This is a genomic window from Companilactobacillus huachuanensis, assembly GCF_005404815.1.
Lineage (GTDB): Bacteria > Bacillota > Bacilli > Lactobacillales > Lactobacillaceae > Companilactobacillus > Companilactobacillus huachuanensis.
Window position 1 is genome coordinate 56481 of sequence record NZ_BJDF01000017.1, and the last position, 24041, is coordinate 80521.

16 protein-coding genes and 1 pseudogene are annotated in these 24041 nt (G+C 34.4%); 6 read left to right on the top strand and 11 right to left on the bottom strand.

All coding sequences use genetic code 11. The features are described 5' to 3' along the window. Positions 1-91: 91 nt before the first annotated feature. The 3 genes from FFM71_RS10140 to FFM71_RS10150 all read left to right on the top strand — a co-directional run bounded on the left by FFM71_RS10140 (position 92) and on the right by FFM71_RS10150 (position 2937). Positions 92-865, top strand: a complete 774-nt coding sequence (locus FFM71_RS10140; protein ID WP_137612057.1) for a DeoR/GlpR family DNA-binding transcription regulator — start codon at positions 92-94, stop codon at positions 863-865. Between the two features lie 68 nt (positions 866-933). Then, on the top strand, positions 934-1575 hold the full coding sequence (locus tag FFM71_RS10145; RefSeq protein WP_137612058.1) for a histidine phosphatase family protein: 642 nt from the start codon (positions 934-936) through the stop codon (positions 1573-1575). Between the two features lie 405 nt (positions 1576-1980). Continuing rightward, the gene (locus tag FFM71_RS10150) at positions 1981-2937 is read left to right on the top strand and encodes a LacI family DNA-binding transcriptional regulator (protein WP_137612059.1); all 957 of its coding nucleotides are present in this window, start codon (positions 1981-1983) and stop codon (positions 2935-2937) included. 58 nt (positions 2938-2995) lie between these two features. Here FFM71_RS10150 and FFM71_RS10155 read toward each other — a convergent pair whose 3' ends face one another. The 5 genes from FFM71_RS10155 to FFM71_RS10175 form a co-directional block, all read right to left on the bottom strand. Continuing rightward, the gene (locus tag FFM71_RS10155) at positions 2996-4519 is read right to left on the bottom strand and encodes an alpha-N-arabinofuranosidase (protein WP_137612060.1); all 1524 of its coding nucleotides are present in this window, start codon (positions 4517-4519) and stop codon (positions 2996-2998) included. 28 nt (positions 4520-4547) lie between these two features. Then, on the bottom strand, positions 4548-6092 hold the full coding sequence (locus FFM71_RS10160; protein ID WP_137612061.1) for an MFS transporter: 1545 nt from the start codon (positions 6090-6092) through the stop codon (positions 4548-4550). After that, a complete protein-coding gene (locus tag FFM71_RS10165; RefSeq protein WP_137612062.1) occupies positions 6085-7776 on the bottom strand; it encodes a polysaccharide lyase family protein in 1692 nt (563 codons plus the stop codon). Before FFM71_RS10165 ends, FFM71_RS10160 begins: the two co-directional genes overlap by 8 nt. A 104-nt stretch (positions 7777-7880) precedes the next feature. Next, positions 7881-8831 (bottom strand): ROK family protein, encoded by a 951-nt coding sequence (locus FFM71_RS10170; protein ID WP_137612063.1) that lies wholly within the window; start codon positions 8829-8831, stop codon positions 7881-7883. Positions 8832-8853: 22 nt separating this feature from the next. After that, positions 8854-11340, bottom strand: coding sequence for a hypothetical protein (locus FFM71_RS10175; protein WP_137612064.1), 2487 nt, complete (start codon positions 11338-11340; stop codon positions 8854-8856). Positions 11341-11703: 363 nt separating this feature from the next. Here FFM71_RS10175 and FFM71_RS10180 point away from each other — a divergent pair, with 363 nt between their 5' ends. Beyond that, positions 11704-13242, top strand: a complete 1539-nt coding sequence (locus FFM71_RS10180; protein ID WP_171000536.1) for an MFS transporter — start codon at positions 11704-11706, stop codon at positions 13240-13242. Between the two features lie 80 nt (positions 13243-13322). After that, on the top strand, positions 13323-16355 hold the full coding sequence (gene lacZ, locus FFM71_RS10185; protein WP_137612066.1) for a beta-galactosidase, LacZ type: 3033 nt from the start codon (positions 13323-13325) through the stop codon (positions 16353-16355). A 104-nt stretch (positions 16356-16459) separates the two neighbouring features. Here lacZ and FFM71_RS10190 read toward each other — a convergent pair whose 3' ends face one another. From FFM71_RS10190 to FFM71_RS10205, 4 genes are all read right to left on the bottom strand, one after another. After that, a complete protein-coding gene (locus FFM71_RS10190; RefSeq protein WP_171000537.1) occupies positions 16460-17422 on the bottom strand; it encodes a LacI family DNA-binding transcriptional regulator in 963 nt (320 codons plus the stop codon). 205 nt (positions 17423-17627) lie between these two features. Beyond that, the gene (locus tag FFM71_RS10195; protein WP_137612068.1) at positions 17628-18566 is read right to left on the bottom strand and encodes a phosphoglycerate dehydrogenase; all 939 of its coding nucleotides are present in this window, start codon (positions 18564-18566) and stop codon (positions 17628-17630) included. Between the two features lie 23 nt (positions 18567-18589). After that, positions 18590-19549 (bottom strand): AEC family transporter, encoded by a 960-nt coding sequence (locus FFM71_RS10200; protein ID WP_137612069.1) that lies wholly within the window; start codon positions 19547-19549, stop codon positions 18590-18592. Further along, positions 19539-20987, bottom strand: a complete 1449-nt coding sequence (locus FFM71_RS10205) for an FGGY family carbohydrate kinase (RefSeq protein WP_171000538.1) — start codon at positions 20985-20987, stop codon at positions 19539-19541. The genes FFM71_RS10200 and FFM71_RS10205 overlap by 11 nt, the downstream gene beginning before the upstream one ends. A 233-nt stretch (positions 20988-21220) precedes the next feature. Between FFM71_RS10205 and FFM71_RS10210 the strand changes: the two genes are divergently transcribed. Beyond that, on the top strand, positions 21221-22183 hold the full coding sequence (locus tag FFM71_RS10210) for a dihydrodipicolinate synthase family protein (RefSeq protein ID WP_137612071.1): 963 nt from the start codon (positions 21221-21223) through the stop codon (positions 22181-22183). A 322-nt stretch (positions 22184-22505) separates the two neighbouring features. Here the strand turns inward: FFM71_RS10210 and FFM71_RS13895 are convergent. Beyond that, a pseudogene (locus FFM71_RS13895) lies at positions 22506-22748 on the bottom strand (transposase). 204 nt (positions 22749-22952) lie between these two features. Beyond that, complete coding sequence (locus FFM71_RS10220; protein ID WP_137612072.1) at positions 22953-23555, bottom strand: histidine phosphatase family protein; 603 nt, start codon at positions 23553-23555, stop codon at positions 22953-22955. Positions 23556-24041 lie beyond the last annotated feature (486 nt).

Genomic DNA, 24041 nt, shown 5'->3' on the forward strand with positions numbered 1-24041 from the left:
TTTTGATTTGAAATTAATTCACAATAAACCGATAATTTGTTCATTTAGTTGAACGAGTTGCTATTATACCGGGTTTCCCAAAGGAGAAAAAATGAACAAAAGTGAACGATTGACAAAAATATTGAATATTTTGGATAATCACAAAAAAATAAGCGTAAAAAGTTTATCTAATTTAGTAAATGAAAGTGCATCAACACTGCGAAGAGACTTAATTGTTCTGGAGGAATCTGGCAAAATTGACCGTTCTTTTGGCATGGTTTCTCTGCTACCAGATTCAAATATTGAATACACTTCACTTTTCAGGATGAATGAACAAGTTAATGAAAAAAAATTAATGTGTAGACTGCTGGTAAAACAGCTTAAGGATAACCAAGCATTATTTATTGATCCAAGCACAACTTTATCTCATTTACCCAATTATTTGTCCGAATTTCATAGTTTAAATATCATAACGGATAACATTAGATTTGCCTTTTCAGCTAACCAGATGAATAATCTACACGTCTTTATTACTGGAGGTCAGTTAAAAACCAACTCCAATTCAATAATAGGAAGTCATACTTTACAAGATATTGCTATGTTCAGACCCCAGCTCGCTATCATGTCATGCAGCTCTGTGGACATGCACGGTGCTTACATGGCAGATTTGGAACAGGCAAATATAAAACGTCAAATGATGGCCAATGCACGTGAAAGTATTCTTCTAGCAGATTACACTAAATTTAAAAGTGACAATTCAGATTACATTAAGTTAGCTGAACTAGCAGCGTGGTCCACAATAATTACCGATCGAAAGCCAGAAATCGATTTCTTGATTAGACTCAGAAGACTAAATGTAAAAGTCATTTATCCTGACAACAAATAAATTTGCAAATCAGAAATATAAATGAAATACTTCAATTGATTTATTAATCACTAATTATGGAGGTTGTTATGGTTGAATTATATGTAGTACGACATGGTGAAACAGATACTAATCATGAGGGTAGAATCAATGGACATGCAACAAACTTGGATCTTAACACTCAGGGTGTCCAACAGGTCAAAGACCTAGATGAACACGTAAACATCAACTATTTTGATGAAGTTTACTCTAGTCCTCTGAAAAGAGCGATTCAGACAGCTGAAATTTTAAATCATGGAGTTCATCAAATAATAATTGATGATCGTCTTTCCGAAATAAATTATGGTTCCTGGGATGGACTGAAAATGATTGAAACAAAAAGGAAATATCCTGATGCATTTGACGAAAATGCTTACGTATTACCAAATTATACGAAGTACGCCATTGGTGGCGAAGAAAATGAGCATGTTTATTCAAGAGTTAAAGACTTTATTAAAGATATGTCAAATAAAGGTGATAAAAAAATACTCATCGTTTGCCATGGATTTATAAGTAGATCATTTTGCAAAGTAATTACTGGAATCCCTAACATCTCAGATATTGTTCAACCAGATAATGCCGGTGTTTCGAAATATAGAATTAGTTCAAGTGGTCACGCTTATTTAGTTTATTATGATTGCGTTAATGACATGCACTCAGTCGTCAGAGCCAACGACATCCATAGTTTATAGAATATATAGATTATTAATAATAAGAGCCCCTAATCCTCCAACCATTGATTAGGGGCTCTTATTTATTATTAAATTTGCAAGCGATATTATTTAAACCTCTTTTTTAATATAAATAATCATTTTCCCTATTATTGGATATATTCATTATTCTAACAATTGTATTTTGATTCCTATTTCTTTTTATATTTTTAAATGTTTTAAATTTCTGAAATAATTTATATAAACTTTATCCTCAAATCTAAAATCACGGATATGGGCTATACCGGTTGATATAACAGGGTTTGTCATTCATTTTTTTATGTTAATCGTTTACATGTTGTAGTATATTGTATTTATGTATTACAAATTATATGATATTGAATATTATTAATTAAATTAATTGTTCAAATTAGATTGAGGCCTTTTATGCGAGTTACTATTAAGGAAGTGGCTACGGAAGCTCAAGTATCCATTGCTACCGTTTCTAGAGTTATCAATGACAAAGGATACATTAGTTCCAAAACTCGTAATAGAGTTAACAACGCAATGCGCAAACTAAACTACAAACCTAATATTGCTGCTCGAAAACTTCATGGAAAGCAAAGTAAAACAATTGGTATTATTATACCGACATTAAATAATCCTCTCTTTTCGGAGCTATTTGATGATATTGAAAAACATTTAAATACATATGAATATCAAACTCTGCTCTGTACTACTAATAATTCTCTGGAAAAGGAAAAACAATGTTTTGAATTATTGAAATCTAATCAGGTTGAAGGCATAATAACAAGTTCACACACGGACTTTCTTGACAATCACACTTTTGATGGATATCCAGTAGTTTCCTTCGACAGAATAACTTCAAATCGAATTCCAGTCGTTAAAAGTGATAATCTAAACGGTGGTAGAATTATTGCTAAAAGAATACTTGAAATGAACAAATCATACGTCTTAATACTATCAGGTACTAAAGACGGTTTTTATAAAAATGACGAGCGTATTAAAGGGATGCTCTCAATTTTTAGGGCTTCAGATATATCCATTGGAAAAGCGGCAATATCTTTTGCTAGTCCTACAAACAGAAAGTTGGCATTGATTGAACAAATACTTTCTGGTAAGAAATATGATGCTATTTGCTGTACCGATGACGTCACAGCCCTTCTTGTTAACTTAGTTTGTACTGATATGAATTATCATCCCCTAGTAACCGGATACGATGGTTCTAAGTCGGTACGGACTCTTTTCCCAAATCTAATTACTGTCAAACAACCAATTGATCAAATGGCAAAGCTAATGTGTGACATCCTTATTAAGAGAATTCAATATCCATATTTTATTTCTAAAGATGAATATTCATTTCCTGCCACATTGATTAATTAAATCCACAACCAAATAAAACACTCCATATACTCTTCATTTCGAAGTATATGGAGTGTTTTTATTTGATATTAATAATGGACCAAGAATCATTTGGAAGATTAATGGAAAGTATATTAGATTTTGTATCTATTAATACACTATTATTATCTTTCAATACGACCCTATTAGGATTATTTTCTGTGTTCTTTGCCAATGGATCATCATCATGTAAAGTTTTTGCCTCGACTATTTCATTATTAACTTCGCATCCTGATAATTCGACTTCAAAATTGATACTTTTATCAATTGAACGATTAACCATAATTATAGCTAGTGATCCATCCTCACATTTAACAGTTACAGAATTAACCATATCTGTTTCACCGTATTTTTTATTCATAATAATAGGTGATTTTGCTACAGTTTTAAGTACCAATCCAGATTTTACATACTTTGCTGTTTCAGCAAATGGATAAAATGTTGTTTGACGATATGCTTCTCCATCTTCAGGAGCCATAATTGGGCCTATTACATTTACAAGTTGGGCAATCGATGCTGCTTTTACTCTATCAGCATGCTTCAAGAGTGTAATCAAAAAATCACCAACGACAACTGCATCTGTTACAGAATAAACATCTTCTAGTAAGTGTGGTGCAACTGGCCAATTATCGATACCTTCAGGGGTCTTACTTGGTTCTGATCCTTGATACCATACATTCCATTCATCAAATGAGATATTAACAATATGATCTGATTTGGCGCGTGCCTTACCGGCATCAATTGAAGAAATGACCTCACCAATAAATCTATCCATATCCACTGCTGACCCTAAGAAAGTATCAAGTTCTCCAGGATCCGCATGATAGTATGCATGACAACTGACTAAGTCTATAGAATCATAAGCATAGTTTAGTAATGTATCCTCCCATTTTCCGAATGTCTCCATTCCATGGTTTGAAGATCCACACCCAATTAGCTCTAAACTTGGATCTAATTGACGCATACCTGCTGCAACCTTAGAAACTTTCTTAGCGTACTCTGTGGCGTCCAAATGACCTAATTGCCACTTACCATCCATTTCGTTGCCTAGACACCATAAGCGAATATTAAATGGTGTTTTAGCACCATTTGCAATTCTTTCTTCTGACAATTTTGTTCCATTAGGGATGTTTGCATATTCTAGCAAATCCAAGGCACTTTCCAGACCACGTGTTCCCAGATTTAGTGCTTCCATCAACTCTAGATTGCCGGCTTTTTTCAACCATGATTCCATTTCATGTAATCCAAATTGATTAGTTTCAGTAGAATGCCATGCCAAGTCCAATCTTCGTGGTCGTTCATCCTTTGGACCGACCCCATCCTCCCAGCGATAACCAGATACAAAGTTTCCCCCTGGCCATCGAACAGTTGTTACGCCTAATTCTTTAACCAGTTTTAAAACATCTTTTCTAAATCCATCACCATCAGAAAATTTAGAATCCGGGTCATACAGTCCACCGTATACTCCTCTACCTAATTGTTCAATTAAGGTACCAAAAACACGTGGTTCCACTTTGCCTAATATATAATTGGAATCAATTTTTAATTTAGCTTCACCTGTCATTTTTTGCTCCTACTTTTTATAGTTGGATTTATGATTGAACTTTAGACTTAGAACCATAATCCATAACGTTATTATTACCCCAACACTTTTCATACTTGAAACCAGTGAGCGATTCAACGACTTCTTTAGTTTCTGATTCTACTTCGTCCATTGAACCCCCATTACGCAATCTTTTTACTTCTTTTACTAATACTTCATGATTCTCAGTACTTAATTTGAAGAAATGAGAAATGATGATACCAACTACGGCCAATACAATTGGAACCACCGTATACAAAATCAATAATGCTTCAACGGTTCCCTTACTCTGTGCATGTGATTTTTCAACAAATCCTGTGGCCTGAAGAAGAATACCTAAAATTAATGTTTCCAATGTACTAAAGATAATATTCAAAGTATTATTAACACCTGAATATTGACCTTCTCTTCTCTTACCTGTAACCATTTCATCGACATCCGGAATAACTGTAAAAATAAATTGAGTAGAATTTACAACACCTGTCTTACCAAAATTAAGTAATACTGTTAAAACAACAAAGATAATTTCCATATGAGCAGGTTTAAAAATTGCTAATGCCATAATTGCCAATGAGACAACGATCGTAGAATAGTCACCAACTCTATAAGTAAAGGGACCATTTGTTTTTCCAGTAAGCCACATGAAAAACATTAGGAACATCATACCGAAGACAAATCCTACACTTGTTGAAACTGCGACTGTATTTGGAGATAACAATAAAACAAAAATAATAAAGTAAGTATTGATATTACCCCATAATGCTCTAAACATTTGCTCTGAAAGATACATCCCTAAATATAGAACATATGACTTTAATCTTAGACAAGAGACAAAATTCCAGAATACTAATGAAATACGTTTAACTCCATGTTCTTTCTGTTTCTTACTCTCTTCCTCCATAACGGTTGATTCGTCATAAGGACGTTCATAAACTGACTTATAGAAGATAATCAACATAATAAGCGCAATAATATCGTAAATAACAGCGGCCACAAAATAACTTTGTGGATTATTTTGTCCCATCATTTTGAAAATCCAAGTGATGAACAATGATGCAAAAATACCTGCAACTGCGGCAGCGGCTTGATTAAATCCAACTAATTGAGCACGTTGTTTCGAATCTTCAGTCATTTCTGACATGAATGTCAATTGAGGCATTGTTAATAATGGTTGTGCAAGATAATACAAAATAAATAGGATGAAATACATATAAGTTGGCATTCCTGGAATCCACATCGTAATGTAGAGAACGAATTTCAAGGGAATACCTATTAACAGCATTGACTTTCTACGTCCATGTTTACGGCCGAATTTAGTTTGATATAGTCTATCTGAAATATAGCCATATATTGGTGCCATAACAGCTCCAAGAACTTTAGCAACAGTAAACATTAATGTTACCAAAAAGATACTAATGCCCAAGTAAGTTGTATAGTAAAACATTTGCCAGGTGTTAACCATAGTTTCAGTTACACTAGCTAATTGATAAGCAGAAAATCCTAATTTTTTTAAAAATGGGATTTTTTTTGTTTCGTATTCAGCATTATTATCCATTGTTATTTCCTTCTTTTTTCTGTAGCAATTTAATTGAGTCATACATTACATATCCATTAGTTGTAATTGAAATAATATTATTGGACTCAATCTCATCTACCGGAATTGACACCTTCCATAGGTGGTATGCTCCACTTTTCATGGCTGAACGATAGGCTGCTCGATCATTAGAAAAATATTTATTTGCTAAACTTTTATTATTCAATTTCAAAGATACTAATGTGCCTTGAGTATCTTTCATATTCTTTTGAGTCACTCCGGCAAATGCCAGTTGTAACTCAATTTGTTTACTAGTATCTAATTTGTTTTTAGTGAAATGAATATTCCATCTGCCAAGGTCATTTTGCAAATAGTACCAATCCGTACTTTTACCAATGTAATAGTCTAAGTTATCTGGAACTAACCCTTGCCAATTATAATTTCTTAATTCATGACTAAATTTAAAACCATCCGTTGTATGTGTTCCCTCGCCAATTTGCCATATAGAATCAGAATCACGTTTAATTCTAAACGAACCCAATAAGGCATCGTTAGAAATATCTATCTCTTCCAAAAAATGAAGTTCTAAATCTTCAGAAATATTTGCATATGCATAGACCCAATAATGGCCGGCCCTAATATTCGTAACTTCAAAAAATCCATTTTCATTTGTACTCGAGTAATATATATAACCTGATTTTTGCTTGTTAATTGGTTCTTCCCCATTATTTGTATCTGTAACAATAACCGTATAATCATAAGCCCTATATTCAGACTCTATTTTTCCACCTAGAGAGAATAACTCATGCTTATAATCGGACTCATCAACCCAATCGTAAGGCCACTGTGTTAATTCATTTTTTGATCTAGAATAAACATCATCTTTATTTCCATCATTTAAGTATATTGCCCAAGGGCCATATGTTTTATGCCAATCTTTAGGTATGTAAAATAGATCTTTACCAAAATGCTCACTATCAAGATAGTTCAAAGTTATTCCATCATAATGAACCATCAAATCCTGATTCAACGGGCCACAACCATATGCACTTTTGTCTGGAACAACTAGCCAAATACCAAGCTTATCTCCGTATTGACCCCAAAAATCTGTATCTTTTAAATATCCAGCATAATCATATTTAGAATAGATCATGCTGCTGTCATATAATGATCCGTCCTTCATTATATAAGTTTCATCTTGAACCTTTTGACCTGTCATCATATGTTTAGATGATGGTTGTAATCCAGTTCTAACTCCATTAAATCCTATTGGGAAAAGTGATTGATCAACACGATAAACCGTCCTCAATTCATTTATTGGAAAAACTTCTGAATAATTGTTCCAAGCTTTCACGTACGAATAAATACCTGAATCATTCACATTAACAATAATGTGATAAGCAAGGCCGAGTTTCCCAGTATTATCAACATAGGCAATATGTTTTCGCTTTGATGAATCCTCTAATATTTCCAATTTATCTGGATTTAAATTAACCGTTTTTCCATCCATATGATAGTCACAATAGAAACTATTATTTTTATCTGGATCATTAGGCTCACCATTTAAATTTTTCAATAATTCTATATCTTTATATTTTAATGAATCGGCTTTTCCAGCACTGTTAAATGAAATTTCTAGTTTTGAATTAGCGATTTTTGCCAATTTATTTTTTAAATCAACTTCTAATTTAAATTGATCAATCATAATATTTCTCCTCACTTTCGGCAAATCAAAGAAAAAGAAAAGACTAGACAAGGCCGCGACCCTATCTAGCCTATACAAGAAAGCAGTAGTCTAAAATATGTTCATTATTTAAATTTTCTTGCTATATTAGGAGAATAATTGATAATAATCTCGGACAAAGCAAGGTAACATACTCCAAGGATTCCGGCATCATTACCTAATGAAGCGAGTTTGATTTTTGTAACACCCACATCACTCTTAAATATATGTTTGCTTACTGCTTTTTCAACCTTTTCTCTTAAAAATTCACCTGCGTTGGATACTCCTCCGCCGATAATTATTTCATCCAAGTTCAATAAATTAGTAGCATTTGCAAAAGCAATTCCAAGGTAATCACATGCCTTTTCAACAGCAATCAACTCAAAGACTGAGTCATTTTCAGCATTATTGAATATATCCTCAGATGTTAATGACATGTCTGCCTTGTCCTTTGCAATATCCCTATACAAATGAACTATTCCAGTTGCCGACGAAACTGTCTCTAAACAACCGTAATTAACACAGGTACAAAGGTACCCATCAGGTTCAACAACAACATGACCAATTTCACCTATTGCACCAGAGGCTCCCCTGATTAATTTATCATCAAGGATTAACCCAGAACCAACACCCGTTCCTAAAGTAACATATAGAAGATTGGGTTTTGTTCCAGATCCTTGCCACTGTTCTCCAAGTGCTGCTGCATTGGCATCATTTTCCACTATTATGGGAACATTAAATTCCTCACCCCAAAAGGGTCTAATATCAACGTCTGATTCCCAGCCCAAATTATTAGCATCATAAACTTCTTTAGTTTCTGGTCTAACGGAGCCAGGTACATCAACTCCAATACCTATAAGATCTAAATCATCGATATGTTCTTTAATACTAGAGATGATTTTTCTCATAGTATCTTGGACATGGTCCTCTACTTTAGTCGGAATTGACCATTTATTAATAAGTTGACCATTTTCACTAACTACGCCGAACTTAGCCGTAGTTCCACCAATGTCGATGCCAATTACAACCTTCGTCATTTCTTCATCGCCTATCTACTATTTACTCTACAAAATCGCCAGTTTTAAGATACTTTGCTGTATTTGTAGGTACCTCTTTATCATCTACAAATAGCTTCTCAGTTTCAACCCTAAATTTATGTCCATCAGCCTCAACCTCACGATTTGTATCATCAACTTTAAAACGATTCAAAAGTTCAGATTCTGTTGGCAATTTACCGTCTACTGTGAAACATGTGATAAATACGAAATGTTTAGACCCATCACTGATAAACTCTCTATTAGTTTCAGGACCAAATTCAGTCTTCTTGATGCTGTTTGAGAAATGAACAAACCCTGCAGCGTTACCTTTACGAAATGCTACATAATGTTCTCCGATAATTTCTTCATCGAATTCCCAGTATGGATAATACATATGGATAAACTGTAGATCGTCTTCTGTTAATTCATATGACATAAATTGATAATTCTTATATTGATTAATCTGTGGTTCACGATTATTTCCTGCCCAATAACTTGGCTTATGATCCCCACTAAACTTACGTTCACCAGGATTGTTAATCCAGATATTATTAAGCATACCCTTCAAAGCAACATTCATATTGTGTTGTTGCACACCATGTAATCCAACTTTATAGTTAATTACCGCAGCCATTGCGTACTCTGAAGTCTTATAAATATATGAATGAGCTTTATTTACACCTTGAATGTATTCGAAATGCAAAGGTTCCTCTGGCTCAAAAAGACTAGCCAATTTAGGATTTGGTTCATAATCTGACAATGCGAATGGAACAACATCCCTTAACGCATCATTGAAACATCCAATATCAAAAGCAACCTTTGATAAACTTGCAATTTCACTTAAAGCAATATTCTTCAAATTATGTTCGTAAACTCTACCGTATGTAGAAGCGTAGTTCTTACCAAATGAGTTCATAGCAATAATTTGGAAACAGAAGTCTAATCCTTTTTTAGCAAGATCCTTAATATTCTTATCTGGTGCGGAATTGTATAGTACGAATAATCCGATTAAATCAATTGGCATATAAGTTAATGAATTCCATTCGGCTAAGCCATATTCGAAAAATTCATCAAACCAATCTTCAATTTGTTTCTTTCCTAATTCATATTGTTGTTGACCAGTATGACCACTAACCTCAAATTTTTCATTAGGATACAAATGGCCAGCTAGGTATCTAGCAATATGGAATAAGAATGCATGGTTCTCACTGAAGTACCACATTACATCATTACCAGGCTCATCAATCCAATAACGGAACTTAAGACTGGTTTCTTTCAATGTATCTTTAATTTCTTGAGGTACTCTGTCTGGGTACTTAGTTAGGAACATTAATAATGGCGCAAGAATAAAGTCAGCACAATCACCATGACTATTTACTAAATTCAAAGCACTTTCCAATTCAAACGGTAGCTTATGGCCATCTTCATATTTAAGCTTTTTACCTAAATACATTTTTGTCATTGCAACGTTGATATCATCCAAATCTTGCTTGGAATAATATTCAAGTGCTTGTTCTTTTCTGTCTTTAATGGTTTTTGCAGTAATAACAGATTGATAGTTTTGAGTATTGTAAACAGTCAACGTGACAATTCTAGTAACCCATGAATCATCTGGCATCTTCAAACCAAATTCAACATTAGTTAAAGAAGCAAATTGAAAATCAAAGGTATTACCTAGAACATAATTATGCTTTCCAGTTTTAATATCAATTTCACGATCACCATGTTTGAATTCAGTAATATCACCACTTTGCATATCACTGTATGGATCTTCTGTAGGTGGATTAAATCTAATTCTCAATTTATTGGCTTCATCAGAGTCAGTAAAGAATTTAATATCACCTTCATCATAATAATCACTTAGGAAATAAATAGATGACAAAGTATTTTGTGCATTTACTAAGACACTTGCATCATAAGACAATGGCAAATGACCATTTAGAGTATAATTTCCAAGGTTAACCATTGAAAAAATGAAATCTACATCACGTTCACCTAAATCATCAAAATAAACGACAATTTCATTTGTACCCTTATCTAAACTAAGTTCAATATTTTCTGACTTTGTTGTGTTACGTGTGTAATTCTTATAGGTAACTTCTAACTTACCGTTAACCCAAATTTTCATTCCACCAGGTGTCGAAATTTTGAATGGAACCTTCTTATCAGCATCTGTATCAATGAATGTCTTTGCCCAACAACGTAAAATGGTTGGCACTGGAAGTTCACTTGATAATGTTACAAAGTCATCTTCAAATCCAGAGTATACTTTTGAATACTTAACATTGTCATCTAATTCTTGATGATCAATAACTTTATGATGTAAAAAGTAATCTCTTCCCGGATATTCATTATCAATTCCATCCATTTCATATTCATATGGACTTGGGCGTAAACCCTCTTTAAATTTTCTAGGAGGTACTGTTGATTGACGCTCATAATTAATAGGTGATAACAGAAAATCCGTTAAAGAACTGTCCTTTAATACAACAAATCTCTTTGCATCCATATTGCATTTATCTCCCAACATTCAAAATATTAGCCGAAACCGCTTCCATGTATTCAATCTAACATGGACTGACGCGTTTTCAATATGTAAATACGCACTTTTTACATACCAATTTATCGAAATTTGTCTATACCATTGGGGTACATATTCAGCTTTATCAGTGCTTTGCTAGTATACATTTAGACCTATACCAATGTGTGTAAAAAAAATAAATTGAATAATTTCTAAAAATTGACTTGCATATGTTTTAAAAACTCCTTAAAGTTACCCTTGAAACCGCTTCCTATTATCTTGATGAACATTCTTAGCCGGTATTCATCAATTATTTATTCAAATTTTTCTATACTAATAGGGGCGCGTACAATGGATAAACTTTCTAAAAGAATTTATACAAAACGCAAGATCAACTTGTGGACAGCCATTTGCTACGGTTTAACAGACTTTAGTAGTGGTGGTGCTCAAGCTGTACAATCAGCATGGATGTTGTTCTTCTTCACTTCATTCTGTAATTTATCTGCTACTCAGGGTGCATCAATTATCGCCATTGGTAGTTGGGTAACTGCTTTATTCGGATTAGTTGCTGGTGGTATCACTGATAACTTCTACCATACTAAACTTGGTAAGATCTTTGGTAGACGTCACTTCTTCCTCATTTGGGGATCACCACTAATCCTTTCATATATTTTGCTATGGTTTGGTGGACTTTCATATTGGTACTACTTCTTTGTATATCTTGGTTTCTTATTGATTCAACAAATGATTACAGTACCTTATTCAACATTACCTAACGAAATGACTACTGATTTCGACGAACGTACCTTGCTTTCAACAACAAGATTAGTTTTCGCCGCATTCTCTAACTTCTTTGCATCATTTATTCCTGCACAATTGTTCCACGTTTATGGTCAACACAGTGCTATGGCTTTGACTATTAATGGTATTTTCTTCGCATGTTTCTATCTATTCGGATTATGGCTAACAGCCTTTAACACATGGGAAATGCCCGTTAAGGATATTGAAAATGCTGCTGACAAAGCTGCTGCTAAGCATCTTGAGGAAACTGGACAAAAAGAAAAAGGTTCATTCTGGAAGCTACTTGGAAAACAATTACTTGGTTACCTACAAGTCTTCAAAGTTAAAGCTTACACACAACAAATTTTCATTTACCTTCTATCATTTACTGGTTTCGACGTTATGAACATGGTCTTCACATACTATGTAATTTATTGTTTACACAGTACTGCTTCAATGGCCGGATATATTATGTCCTTTGCCGGTCTTGGTTTCATCGGTACTATTATCGGTGGCTGGGCAGTTGTTAAATTTGGACCTCGTAAAATTTATGGTATTACCTTTATCATCGATTTAATTACATTTGCTGTTCTTTACTTCTTAGGTAAGGTTCACCCACAAAATGCAATTGTCATGTTAACAATCATCATGCTTCTATTCATCGTTGCTAGAGCTATTGATTGGTTCCTTCCTTGGAACATGTATCCATTCATGCCCGATCTTGGTGAATTGGTTGACGGTGAAAACCGTGCCGGTACTTTCCAATCCGTTGTCAGTTTTTTCCGTGGTGTTACATCTGGATTATCTGGTATCGTTATTGGTATGTATCTTGACGCCAATGGATTTATGAAGAATGCAACAACTCAATCTATGCACACTCAAAACGCAATTTTAAATGTTATTCTCTTCGGTAGTGGTACATTAATTCTATTAGCCTTTATCATTTCTCTATTCTATAAGCTAAATAAGAAGAACCACAAAGTTATCGTTGATGAAATTTCTAGATTACGCGATGGTGGTTCTAAGGATGATGTAACCGATGAAGTTAAACAAGTAACTAAAGACGTTATCGGTCTCGACTATTCTAAAGTTTGGCCAGATAAGAAATAAAAAATAATTATTATAAAACATTAAAAACCAGGAAAAACAAATTTCCTGGTTTTTATATATAAACATAATAGGAGACTAATATGGATAAAATTAACGCAATTATCACTCAACCAAAATTATCATGGTTAGAGGATCCTCAAACGTTCTCAATAAATCGTTGCCCAGCTCATTCTGATTTCAAATTTTTTAAAAATAAACAAGAATTGGCAACTGGTAAAACCGATCTTAAACAAAGTTTGAACGGGACATGGAAAGTAATTGTTTCAGATAATGTTTCTTTGCATCCAAAGGAATTCTATAAAACTGATTTCGATGATTCACGTTTTGATTTTGTTAAAGTACCTGGTCAATTGGAGCTTCAAGGTTTCAACAATCCTAAATATGTAAATACTCAATATCCTTGGGATGGGCATGAACAACTTGTTCCTCCAGAATTCCCGAAAAAATTTAATCCTGTAGCTGCTTATATCCGTAACTTTACTGTAAATGATTCACTAATCGGTAAAAATATCACACTGTCCTTCCAAGGTGTACAAACTGCCTTTTATGTTTGGGTAAATGGTAAATTTGTTGGATTCAGTGAGGATTCATTCACACCTAGTGAATTTAATATTACAGACTTTCTGATCGACGGAACTAATAAACTTGCTGTTGAAGTTTTCAAATATTCGAGTGCAAGTTGGATTGAAGACCAAGACATGATTCGCCTTTCTGGAATCTTTCGCGATGTTTTTCTTTACGGAAGAACTAAAACTAACGTTCAAGATATCTTTTTTAAACCTACACTTAATGATGATCTCTCGGAAGGTTCTTTAAAAATTAATGCAAGAATAAACAATTCTACTGAAGATACTACATTTGGCTTAGAGGTCCTGGATCACGATGGAGCGGCGGTAATTGACAAGAAACTCACCTTATCAGAGCTAAATAATTCCAATTTAAATATTAAAAAACCTAAATTATGGAGCGCAGAATCACCTTCACTTTATAAGGTAGTTCTAAGTATTTTGAACAACGACTCTGTTCAAGAAGTTATCTCTTCACATATTGGTTTTAGAAAATTTGAGAAGAAAAATGGAATAATGTTCTTAAACAACAAACGTATTATTTTTAAAGGTGTAAACCGTCACGAGTTTGATTACAAATATGGTCACAGCGTCACTGAAGCAGATATGTTATTCGATATTAAATTTATGAAACAGCATAATATTAACGCTGTACGAACATCCCACTACCCTAATCAAACTCTGTGGTATGAACTCTGTGATAAATACGGTCTATATATGATTGATGAAGCGAACATCGAATCACATGGTTCTTGGCTTCAAATTGATGATAAAGGTAAATCCTGGAATGTTCCTGGTGACTACCTAGAATGGTTACCTAACGTTCTAGATCGTGATAATTCAATGTTCCAAAGAGATAAAAATCACGCTGCCATTCTCATATGGTCATGCGGTAATGAGTCATACGCCGGCCGTGATCTTGTCCAAAGTGTTAAATGGTTCCATGAACATGATGATTCTAGATTAGTACATTATCAAGGGTTCTTTAGAGCTGGATTTGATCAAGAATATTCAGATATGGCTACTGAGATGTACTTCAAACCAGATGAAGTAGTTTCATTTATTAAGGAACATCCAAGCACACCATTCATTCAATGTGAATACATGCATTCGATGGGCAACTCAACCGGCGGAATGAAGCTTCACACTGATCTTGAAGATCAATATCAACAATACCAAGGCGCCTTCATATGGGATTACATCGATCAGGCCCTGCTAACTACAAATGACCAAAATAAAGAAGTAATCTCATATGGTGGAGATTGGGATGACCGCCCCAGTGATTACGAGTTCTGTGGAGATGGCATTTTATTTGCTGATAGAACAACTGCTTCACCAAAAGCCGCCGAAGTTAAACAGGATTACTCAAATATTAAATTAACAGTGGATAGTAATGGATTCACAGTTACAAATAAGTATTTGTTCATTAATACAAACAATCTAGTTTTTGTCGCGAAAGTCCAAAAAGACGGTAAATACATTTGGTCTAAAGATTTCGAATTGGACATTGCACCTCAAGAAACTCAAAGTCAGAACGTTGTGTGGCCTGAATTCAGTTCTACTGGTGAATACTTAACTGAGGTTTCAGCTCAACTGAAAAATGATACATTATGGGCAAAAAAAGGATATGAAATCAGTTTTACTCAGAATATCTTGCAAAACATTACGGTCACCCCAAAAATCGAAAAACCTATTAACCTTGTTTTGGGCAGTACCAACATCGGTATTAGTGGTGAAAACTTTAGCATCCAACTATCAAAAGCTCAAGGTGGATTAACTTCTTATAAATACAATAACGTTGAATACATCACAGATGTACCTATGACAGGCTATTGGCGTGCAACCACTAATAATGATCAAGGATATAATGGGGGATTTGAATTCGGAAGTTGGCTAACAGCTGGAAAATATCAAAAATTAACAGACACTGTAATTAGTCATGATGAAACATCCGTCACTGTTACTTTCAAGCATCAATTAGCTCTCCCTACTAAAGCTTTCAATACAGTAACATATCGTGTTACACCGGACGGTAAAATAACTATCAAGGCAACGTTCAAGGGTACTGATGCTCAGCCAATAATTCCATCATTTGGTATGGACTTCAGAATACCCGAAAAGTATGACAATTATAAGTTCTACGGATTTGGTCCTGAGGAAAACTATTTAGACCGTAAAAATGGTGTAAAGTTAGGAATTTATTCTGGAACTGCAGCAAGTAATTTCACACCTTATTTGGTCCCACAAGAAAGCGGTAATCACTGTGAAACTAGATGGTTAGAAGTTACTGATAATGATGGCAATGGCCTGAAATTTGCTGCACTAGATGTACCTTTTGAACAAAGTGTATTGCCATTCAGTGAATATGAAATTGAAAATGCCAAACATCGCTATGAACTTCCAATTCCATATTGCACACGTATTAGAATACTATCTAATCAAATGGGTGTTGGTGGTGATGATTCTTGGGGAGCACCAGTACATTCTCAATATCAAATCGATTCAAGTAAAGATTTATCACTTTCATTTACTTTACAAGGAATCTAAAAAGTAATAGCTCACTAACTAGAATTATTTAAACCAAACTAAATTAAAAAGCTGGCAAATCAAATTGATTTGCCAGCTTTTTGTGCTTATTTGCTTACAAAAAACTATAAGGAATCACGTCTGAGAATGGTATATGGAACAATTTGATTCTCAGCATTAAAATCATTTTTATCTAATTTGTCTACTATCTTATCTACGACAGCATCATTGTCTAGTTTAACCGTGGTTAATGACGGAGAAACAGTTCTTGTTTCATCGTAATTTTCAACACCAGATAGTATAATATCTTTCCCAGCAATAATGTTATTTTCTGACAAATACCTAAATACTCCAAGTGCCAGTTTGTCGTTTGCTGTAATCACTGCATCATAATTAGAAAAATCCATTTTCTTCGCCATTTCATATGAAGCATCAATGTCACATGCGGATTCCAAGTAATGGTAAGTTACGTTATGCTCTGTCACAGCCTTCATGAACCCATCAAATCTTTTATAACCCACCTCAATATCATCTTTGAAAGTACCTACGTACAGAATACTGTGAGCACCTTTATTAATAGCAATGTTTGTCATCTCATACATCATCTTAGAATTATCATAATTTATATTGATACAATTACCATACACTTGCCCGTATGAAAAGATTGGAGTTTTTGAAGTATTTATAACTGCTTGAACATCCCGTTTAACTTGCCGTGGTTTATATATAACAGCCTTATAATTATGATCTAACACATATCGTAAAAGGTCTGGTTCTTCCATCGTAGAGCCCTCTACCGTGTAATAATCTACTATAAATCCCATTTCTAACAACCGGTCATTTAATCTTTGGATAAAATCAGCCGTAAGCATTGCATCAAATCTTGGAATCAATACGCCAATTTTTGCAGAATTGTTTTCTTCAGCAAGCTCAACTGTTGTAGTTTTATATCCCATTTTTCTGGCTGTTGCCAAAATCTTTTGCTTGTCATCATTATTTATTGCACCACTACCACTGATTGCACGTGAAATCTTTGAAATTGAATATCCCGTCTCCTGTGCAATATCTTTCAACGTTATCTTACCCATCCATTTTACCGCCTTACTTGTAAAGCACCCATTGCACTGCATAATTAAGCGCTATCTTCTATAATGTATATTGTACTCACTTTGTGAAATTATTGCAATTATTTTCAGTTTTTGTGTTTTAATAAGTTTTTTAACAAATTCTTTTTTTCACAATATACCAACATAAAATGAAAAAGCATCCTTTTAAGGGATGCTTTTCCTTCATCTATTTAAAAAAATCTATAATATTTTGTGCAGCATGTAAACCTAACTTATGACTAGACTCAACTGATTGTCCGCCAACATGTGGTGTCCCAATCACATTATCTAAAGTTAACAGTTTGTTTCCAATCGGTGGTTCGCCCTCGAACACATCTAAACCTGCTGCTTTTACTTTTCCTGACTTTAAAGCAGAATATAATGCATCCTCATCAATTAATTCTCCACGTGCAGCATTCGTAATAACTACACCATTCTTCATCTTGCTGATGGCTTTTTCATTAATCATATGATGATTTTCCTTTGTTGCAGGAGAATGGATTGTTATAAAGTCTGATTCTTTCAATAATTCATCCATTGTAACTAATTTTGCTTGAAAATCATCCTCATCAATCTCATCTAAATTGATAAATGGATCATACGCTAAAATCTTCATTTTAAATCCAGTAGCAATTCTTGCGACTGTTTTACCAATCGCGCCAAATCCAATAATACCAATGGTTTTACCGAATAGATCATTTTGAATTGTCTTTGCACCGTAATCACCATTATTTTTCTTCAATTCATTCGATTCATGATAAAGATTTCTATTAGCGGCCATCAACAACAACCAAGCCATTTCAGCAGTACTTTCTCTATTGGCTCCAGGTGTATTTGTCACTTTAATTCCACGTTCACGTGCAAGGTCAAGATCAACATTGTTCAAACCTACCCCTTGTTTTGAAACAATTTTAAGATTGGGACAGCTATCAAACACTGTCTGACCCACTTTGTCCGATCCAACGATTACTGCATCAGCATCTCCAATCATCTTGGCAATCTTATCTTCGTCGTATACATCAAAATTTCTATTAATAACTACATCAAAACCTGCATCTTGTAATTTTTTTATAGGTTCATTACTTAATTTAGCAAACGAGCGGGCTAAGCTAACTACTTTTGTCATAATTCAAAAACCTCCAAATATATTTATCCAACAATATTCAAAATAATAATTAACCAAATAGGAATGGTCAGCGCCGAAAGTGCCGTAGTGAATGTTATTAGAGACGCGGCTAACTCTTTGTGTATATCGTATTGTCCTGCAAGAATACCACCGGTTGCAGCAGTTGGCATAGCAGTCATAACGACAGGAATAGCTAAAGTCCACCCCTTGAATCCAACAGCGGATAATAAAAGTAACATCAATGCTGGTACTCCAAGTAGTTTCATAACGGCAAAGTACCATACTTGCTTATCTCCAAGCACTTGGCCAATTTTAGAATCAGCAAGCATTCCACCAATAACCACCATCGACAATGGCGTATTACATGCTCCAACTGCCGTAAAGACATTCTTAATTGGGGTTAACACAATATCTGCACTTGTTGGAACTAAGGTCTGTAACAACCACCAAGCATATCCGGCGATACAAGCAATTATGACAGGATTTGTTAATGTGTTAAGAATTCCTTTCTTATTCATTGGCTGTTTAGTAAACTGTGCAAATCCAATTGACCAAAGATAAATATTGAATGGCAAATTGAAAACAGAGGCGAAGAATAGACCACTGGCACCAAATAATGCTTGCGCAAATGGATATCCCATAAACACGGCATTTGAATATGTAGTGTTAAATTGAAATAATCTTTTCTTCTCATCATCTTTAATCCAGAAATACATTATTTTAGTGACAAGAAATTGCATTACCGGGTAGAACAGAATACCCGCAACGATTAATACGAGGGATGTCTTTGCCTTTCCCCAATCAAATGGTGTCAAAAAAGCGGAGAAAACAGAGAATGGAATAATAAATTTAATCAAAAAACCATTTAATCCTTTTTGAAGACTATCTGAAATTACACCCTTTTTCTTTAAAGTAAATCCAACAAGAATTAATAATATTATTGTAGCGATACTTTGATAACCACTAACCATCTTAACGTGCATTGGTTCCACCTCCTATAAGAGCTGCAAACTCACTGGCATTCTTATTTACATGGAAATCAGTGGAATTATAGAATTTTGCTAAATAATTAGCTGTCTCTCTCCATTCACCATAGGCACGTACATACTTCATTGTCGGATTATAAACCTTTACTAAATATTGGTTCTTACTTGGTTTTGATCCTATTGCTTCACCCGCAATATAGGCTGCACCATAGGAACCAAGATAATCAAAATCTTCTAGTATTCCCATCGGAACGGGTAAAGTTCCAGATAAATACTCCATTAATATGTCTGATTTTGCTCCACCCCCAGCAACAACTAATGTTGCTTTATTCTCTTTCACAACCTTATATGCCTCGCTGTACATGGTTGCCAAGGTAAAGGCAACCCCTCTAAAAATTGATGCACGGTAATCATTCATCGTGGAATTTGAATCTCCGCCTAACATTGTTTCTTTCAAAGAACTTGACCAATACGGAGTTCGTTCGCCATATTTCCAAGGAAAAAACTTAACTTTTTGATCAGCTGTTTCCGGTTTCACTTCCCAATCCTTTATCACGTCAACATCCCGGAAATGGTCAAGTACCGCAGAACCATTTGAACTTATTCCACCAACACACCATGTATTGTTATCAACTACATAAGTCCAAACTCGATGAAAATCAATTCCATCAATGTTATGAACAAAAGCTCTAACTGCCATTGAGGTACCAATATTTGCAGCCATTGATGATGTTCCGGCAGATGCATATGAAGCAGAGGGACCATCACCCAAACCGCAAGCAATAGTAATTGGATCACTTTGAATAATTTTGGGGTTATTGGTCACTCCTACTGGGTCATTAAATTTAACAAGCTTAGGCATTTCCGCCTTGTTAAATCCAGCTAATTTCAACAATTCTTCATTCCATTCACGTTTGCGAACATTAATAAATCCATATGACGAAACATTACACCAGTCACCAACAATTTTACCTGTCAATCTATTAATGATTGCTTCTTGCAGCCCATAGGGCTGTATTTCACCTTTAAAATTTGGATCCTTTCGAGCAGCCAATATCTTATAGGATGGAAACAATGTATCAACAGGACATCCAGAAATATCTACAAATCTTTCCAATATCTTCTCAACTTCAGCATCTTTATGCCAAGGTACATTCCATTGATATACAACTTCCTTTTTATTTCTAATTACAACAAATGAATACATTTGCACCGATAGTGCAGCAGATTTTACCACATTTTTTTCACTAATTGCATTCAACGATGAAATAATTGTATCTACAAATCTATCTACAGTTGAAATACCTACATCAATAGCAGGTTCCTTATACTTAGAAACAAAATTTTGAATAACCTTCTCTTTTGACAAGGAATATACACTTACTTTTAATCCTGATGTACCAACATCAAGGCCTACTGTAACAGCGTCCACCATGGACACCTCCATTCATCCAATGATATAAGAATAGAAATCTTTAAATTAAATCTATAAGAAAGCGCTTTCCTTATGCCAATATACTATATCCATGTGAAATGTTTGTCAATATAAGACTGAAAATATCGTATTTTATTTTTCACTTTTTATGTTGACTATTGAAATATTTTTCACTATAATTCGAGTTGTGAATTAGGAAACGGTTTCATAAAAACATTTGGAGGTTTTAAATTATGTCTAATATTCATGGAGTTATTTCACCTTGTATTACATTATTTAAAGAAAATGGATCTGTTGACGAGGCTGCTACAGCTGATCTTTGGACGTACTTTTTCGAAAACGGAGTTGATGGCTTATTCGTTACTGGTTCATATGGACTTGGTCCACTTATGACTAATGAAGAACGTGTTGGTTTGTTCGAAGTCGCTGCAAAAGTTCGTGAAAAATTCCCAGATCGTAAATTAATTGCACATGTAGGTGCTGCTGATACTGCCTCCGCTGTATTACTAGCTAAATCTGCAGAAAAGTTAGGATTTGATGCAGTTGCAGCAGTTGCCCCTTGGTATAACAAATACTCTGAAAATTTGATTTTTGATTACTTCAAATCAATTATCAAGTCAGTCAATATTCCCACTTATGCCTACAACAATCCCAGTACAAGTGGATTCATGTTCACTTTAAATTTTGTTCAACGTCTCCAAGCTGTCGGATTAAAAGGTCTGAAGGATGCATCTGTTAATTTCAAATTCTTATCAGCTGTATACTATGATGCAAAACAAAATAATAAAGATTTTCAAGTAATTTTAGGAACTGAAAATTGTTGGTTAACATGGTCACAGATGGGTGCCGACACTATTATTGGTGGTATGACAAACTATGTTCCAGATGTAGATTACAAATTAAAGAAGATTTTCGAATGCGACAATTACGATGCAAAAGTTGATGCATACATCCTTATGAGCAACTTCCGTAAACAGATTTTGTACACCGATTCGACAATTTCATCCCATGTTGCTCTGAAGGCTACTGGTCATTATGCTGGTTATACTCGTGCTCCAATGGAAATCGAATATACTGAAGAACATATCAACAACGCTAAAAAATTAATTGCAGGGATTAGAGAAGATATAGATTCCCTTATCGACAAATATAGTCTCGAAATCACTGACCCCAAAGCTTTAGTGTCTTCCCATTAATGCCGTTATACAGTCAGGAAAAATAATATTAGAACTGTAGTATCAATAAAATATAGAAGGAGCCCGAGCCAATAAATTGGCTTGGGCTCCTTTTTCAACTTTAATATATCTTTTGTGTATATTAATACTGTGAAATATTTTTCAACGTAAAATCATATGGGCTCGGAGTTTTCATTAATAATCTAAAGTAAATGAAATCACCCCATCACTACCAACGATAAGTAACACGCATAGTCAGATAATGACACTAAAAATGTATCAAATAAAAACCACCCGTCAAATTAAAGTGGCTTTTTCTGAGGCTATAAGCCTCTGTTACCAGTCAGCGTCTCAAGGCATGGCTTCGGCGTGCCAAAACAATATCTGATTTCTCTTGAGCTCTAATATATTTTTGTACAGTCGCTTCATTAAAGCCTACCGTACTTACATAACATCATTATGTATTCTTGTAGGTCGCGTCGATATTGATTATAAATGATTTTTCTCCTATACTTTGGAACGAATACGATATGGTACTTACACACATCCATTTAGTATGCGAAAAACTATTGAGTTTATTCGCCATAAAAAACGTCTCCTTTAGTTATTTTACAATGTTGGCTTCGGCACCTATATTTTAAAACTAATGGAGCCGTTTTCGTATAACGAATTACTGCCACCCGCATAGCAGGTGGTTTTTTATTTCGCGCGATTATGCACACTCAACCAGGCCTAAAGGCTGAATAAAAAAGAACTCTTCACAATTAAGGGTTCTCTTTACGTAAATTCCTTAATAAAAAGTATGATTATAGTATTTTAAACTGATATTATCATCGAAAGCTAACTTTGATACGGAAACATTATCGGGTACAGCGATGATTCTTTTAAATGGAGCCGATTCCAATAATAGCGCACTTAGTCCAATGGAAATTGAATTACCATGCGATACGAAGACAACATTCTGATAGTCGCTTTTCGCATAATAATTAATAGCCGCTACCATCCGATTTGCCACTGACTGAATTGATTCGCCACCTTGAGGTGTCATTGTTGGATCATTTGTATAATATCTGGCAACTTCACTGGGAAATTCATTTTTTACTGATTCAAGTGATCGTCCTTCCCAAGTTCCAAAACCAATTTCTTGAATCTTTTTATCAAATATTTCATTTTCGGTATTCAAGTGTAATCCTTCAGCAGTCTGTTTAGTTCTAATCAAAGGACTGCAGACGAGTAAATAACTGGATGGCAAAGCGTTTTTCATTCCGGATGCAGAATCAGCCAGTTGCCTTTTCCCTACCTCATCCAATTCGGAGTCAGTTTGACCACCTTGAAAGAGTCTTTTTCCATTTAAAACCGTATGTGCATGTCTGATAAAAAATAAATTAGTCATTTTATATGAGGAGTCCTATCTGTTTATTTGTATGCAAATTATTTATTGATTGGGTATGCTTTAATACTAGCACTCTTATATATTTGTATATGATATTTTATATTTTTTAAAAATGTACTTGTTTTCTATAGTATAAAAAATTGACAAATTCATTTTATTATTAAATCTTTATATCTCCCCTAATCATAGAATATATAAATATATCAAAGTCGAATGGAACGCCTAAATTCTTATGGATATAATAACTAAATACTAAAGGTTGAAAGTTTAATTAAGTATGCCGTTTCCAGAGCTGAGAGTATTCAATTGCTGCGCGGAACGGTCCGAGCCTGGGAAGCGGTCTCGAACCTCGGTTGAAGCCTCGCAAAACCCGCGAGTCTCCAACGCTGGAGTGAACCCATGAGGTTGGACACATGATCCAAACCTGGAGGGGTTCACTATGATTAAGTACAATCTGGATTTCAAAGTCAAAATAGTAAATGAGTT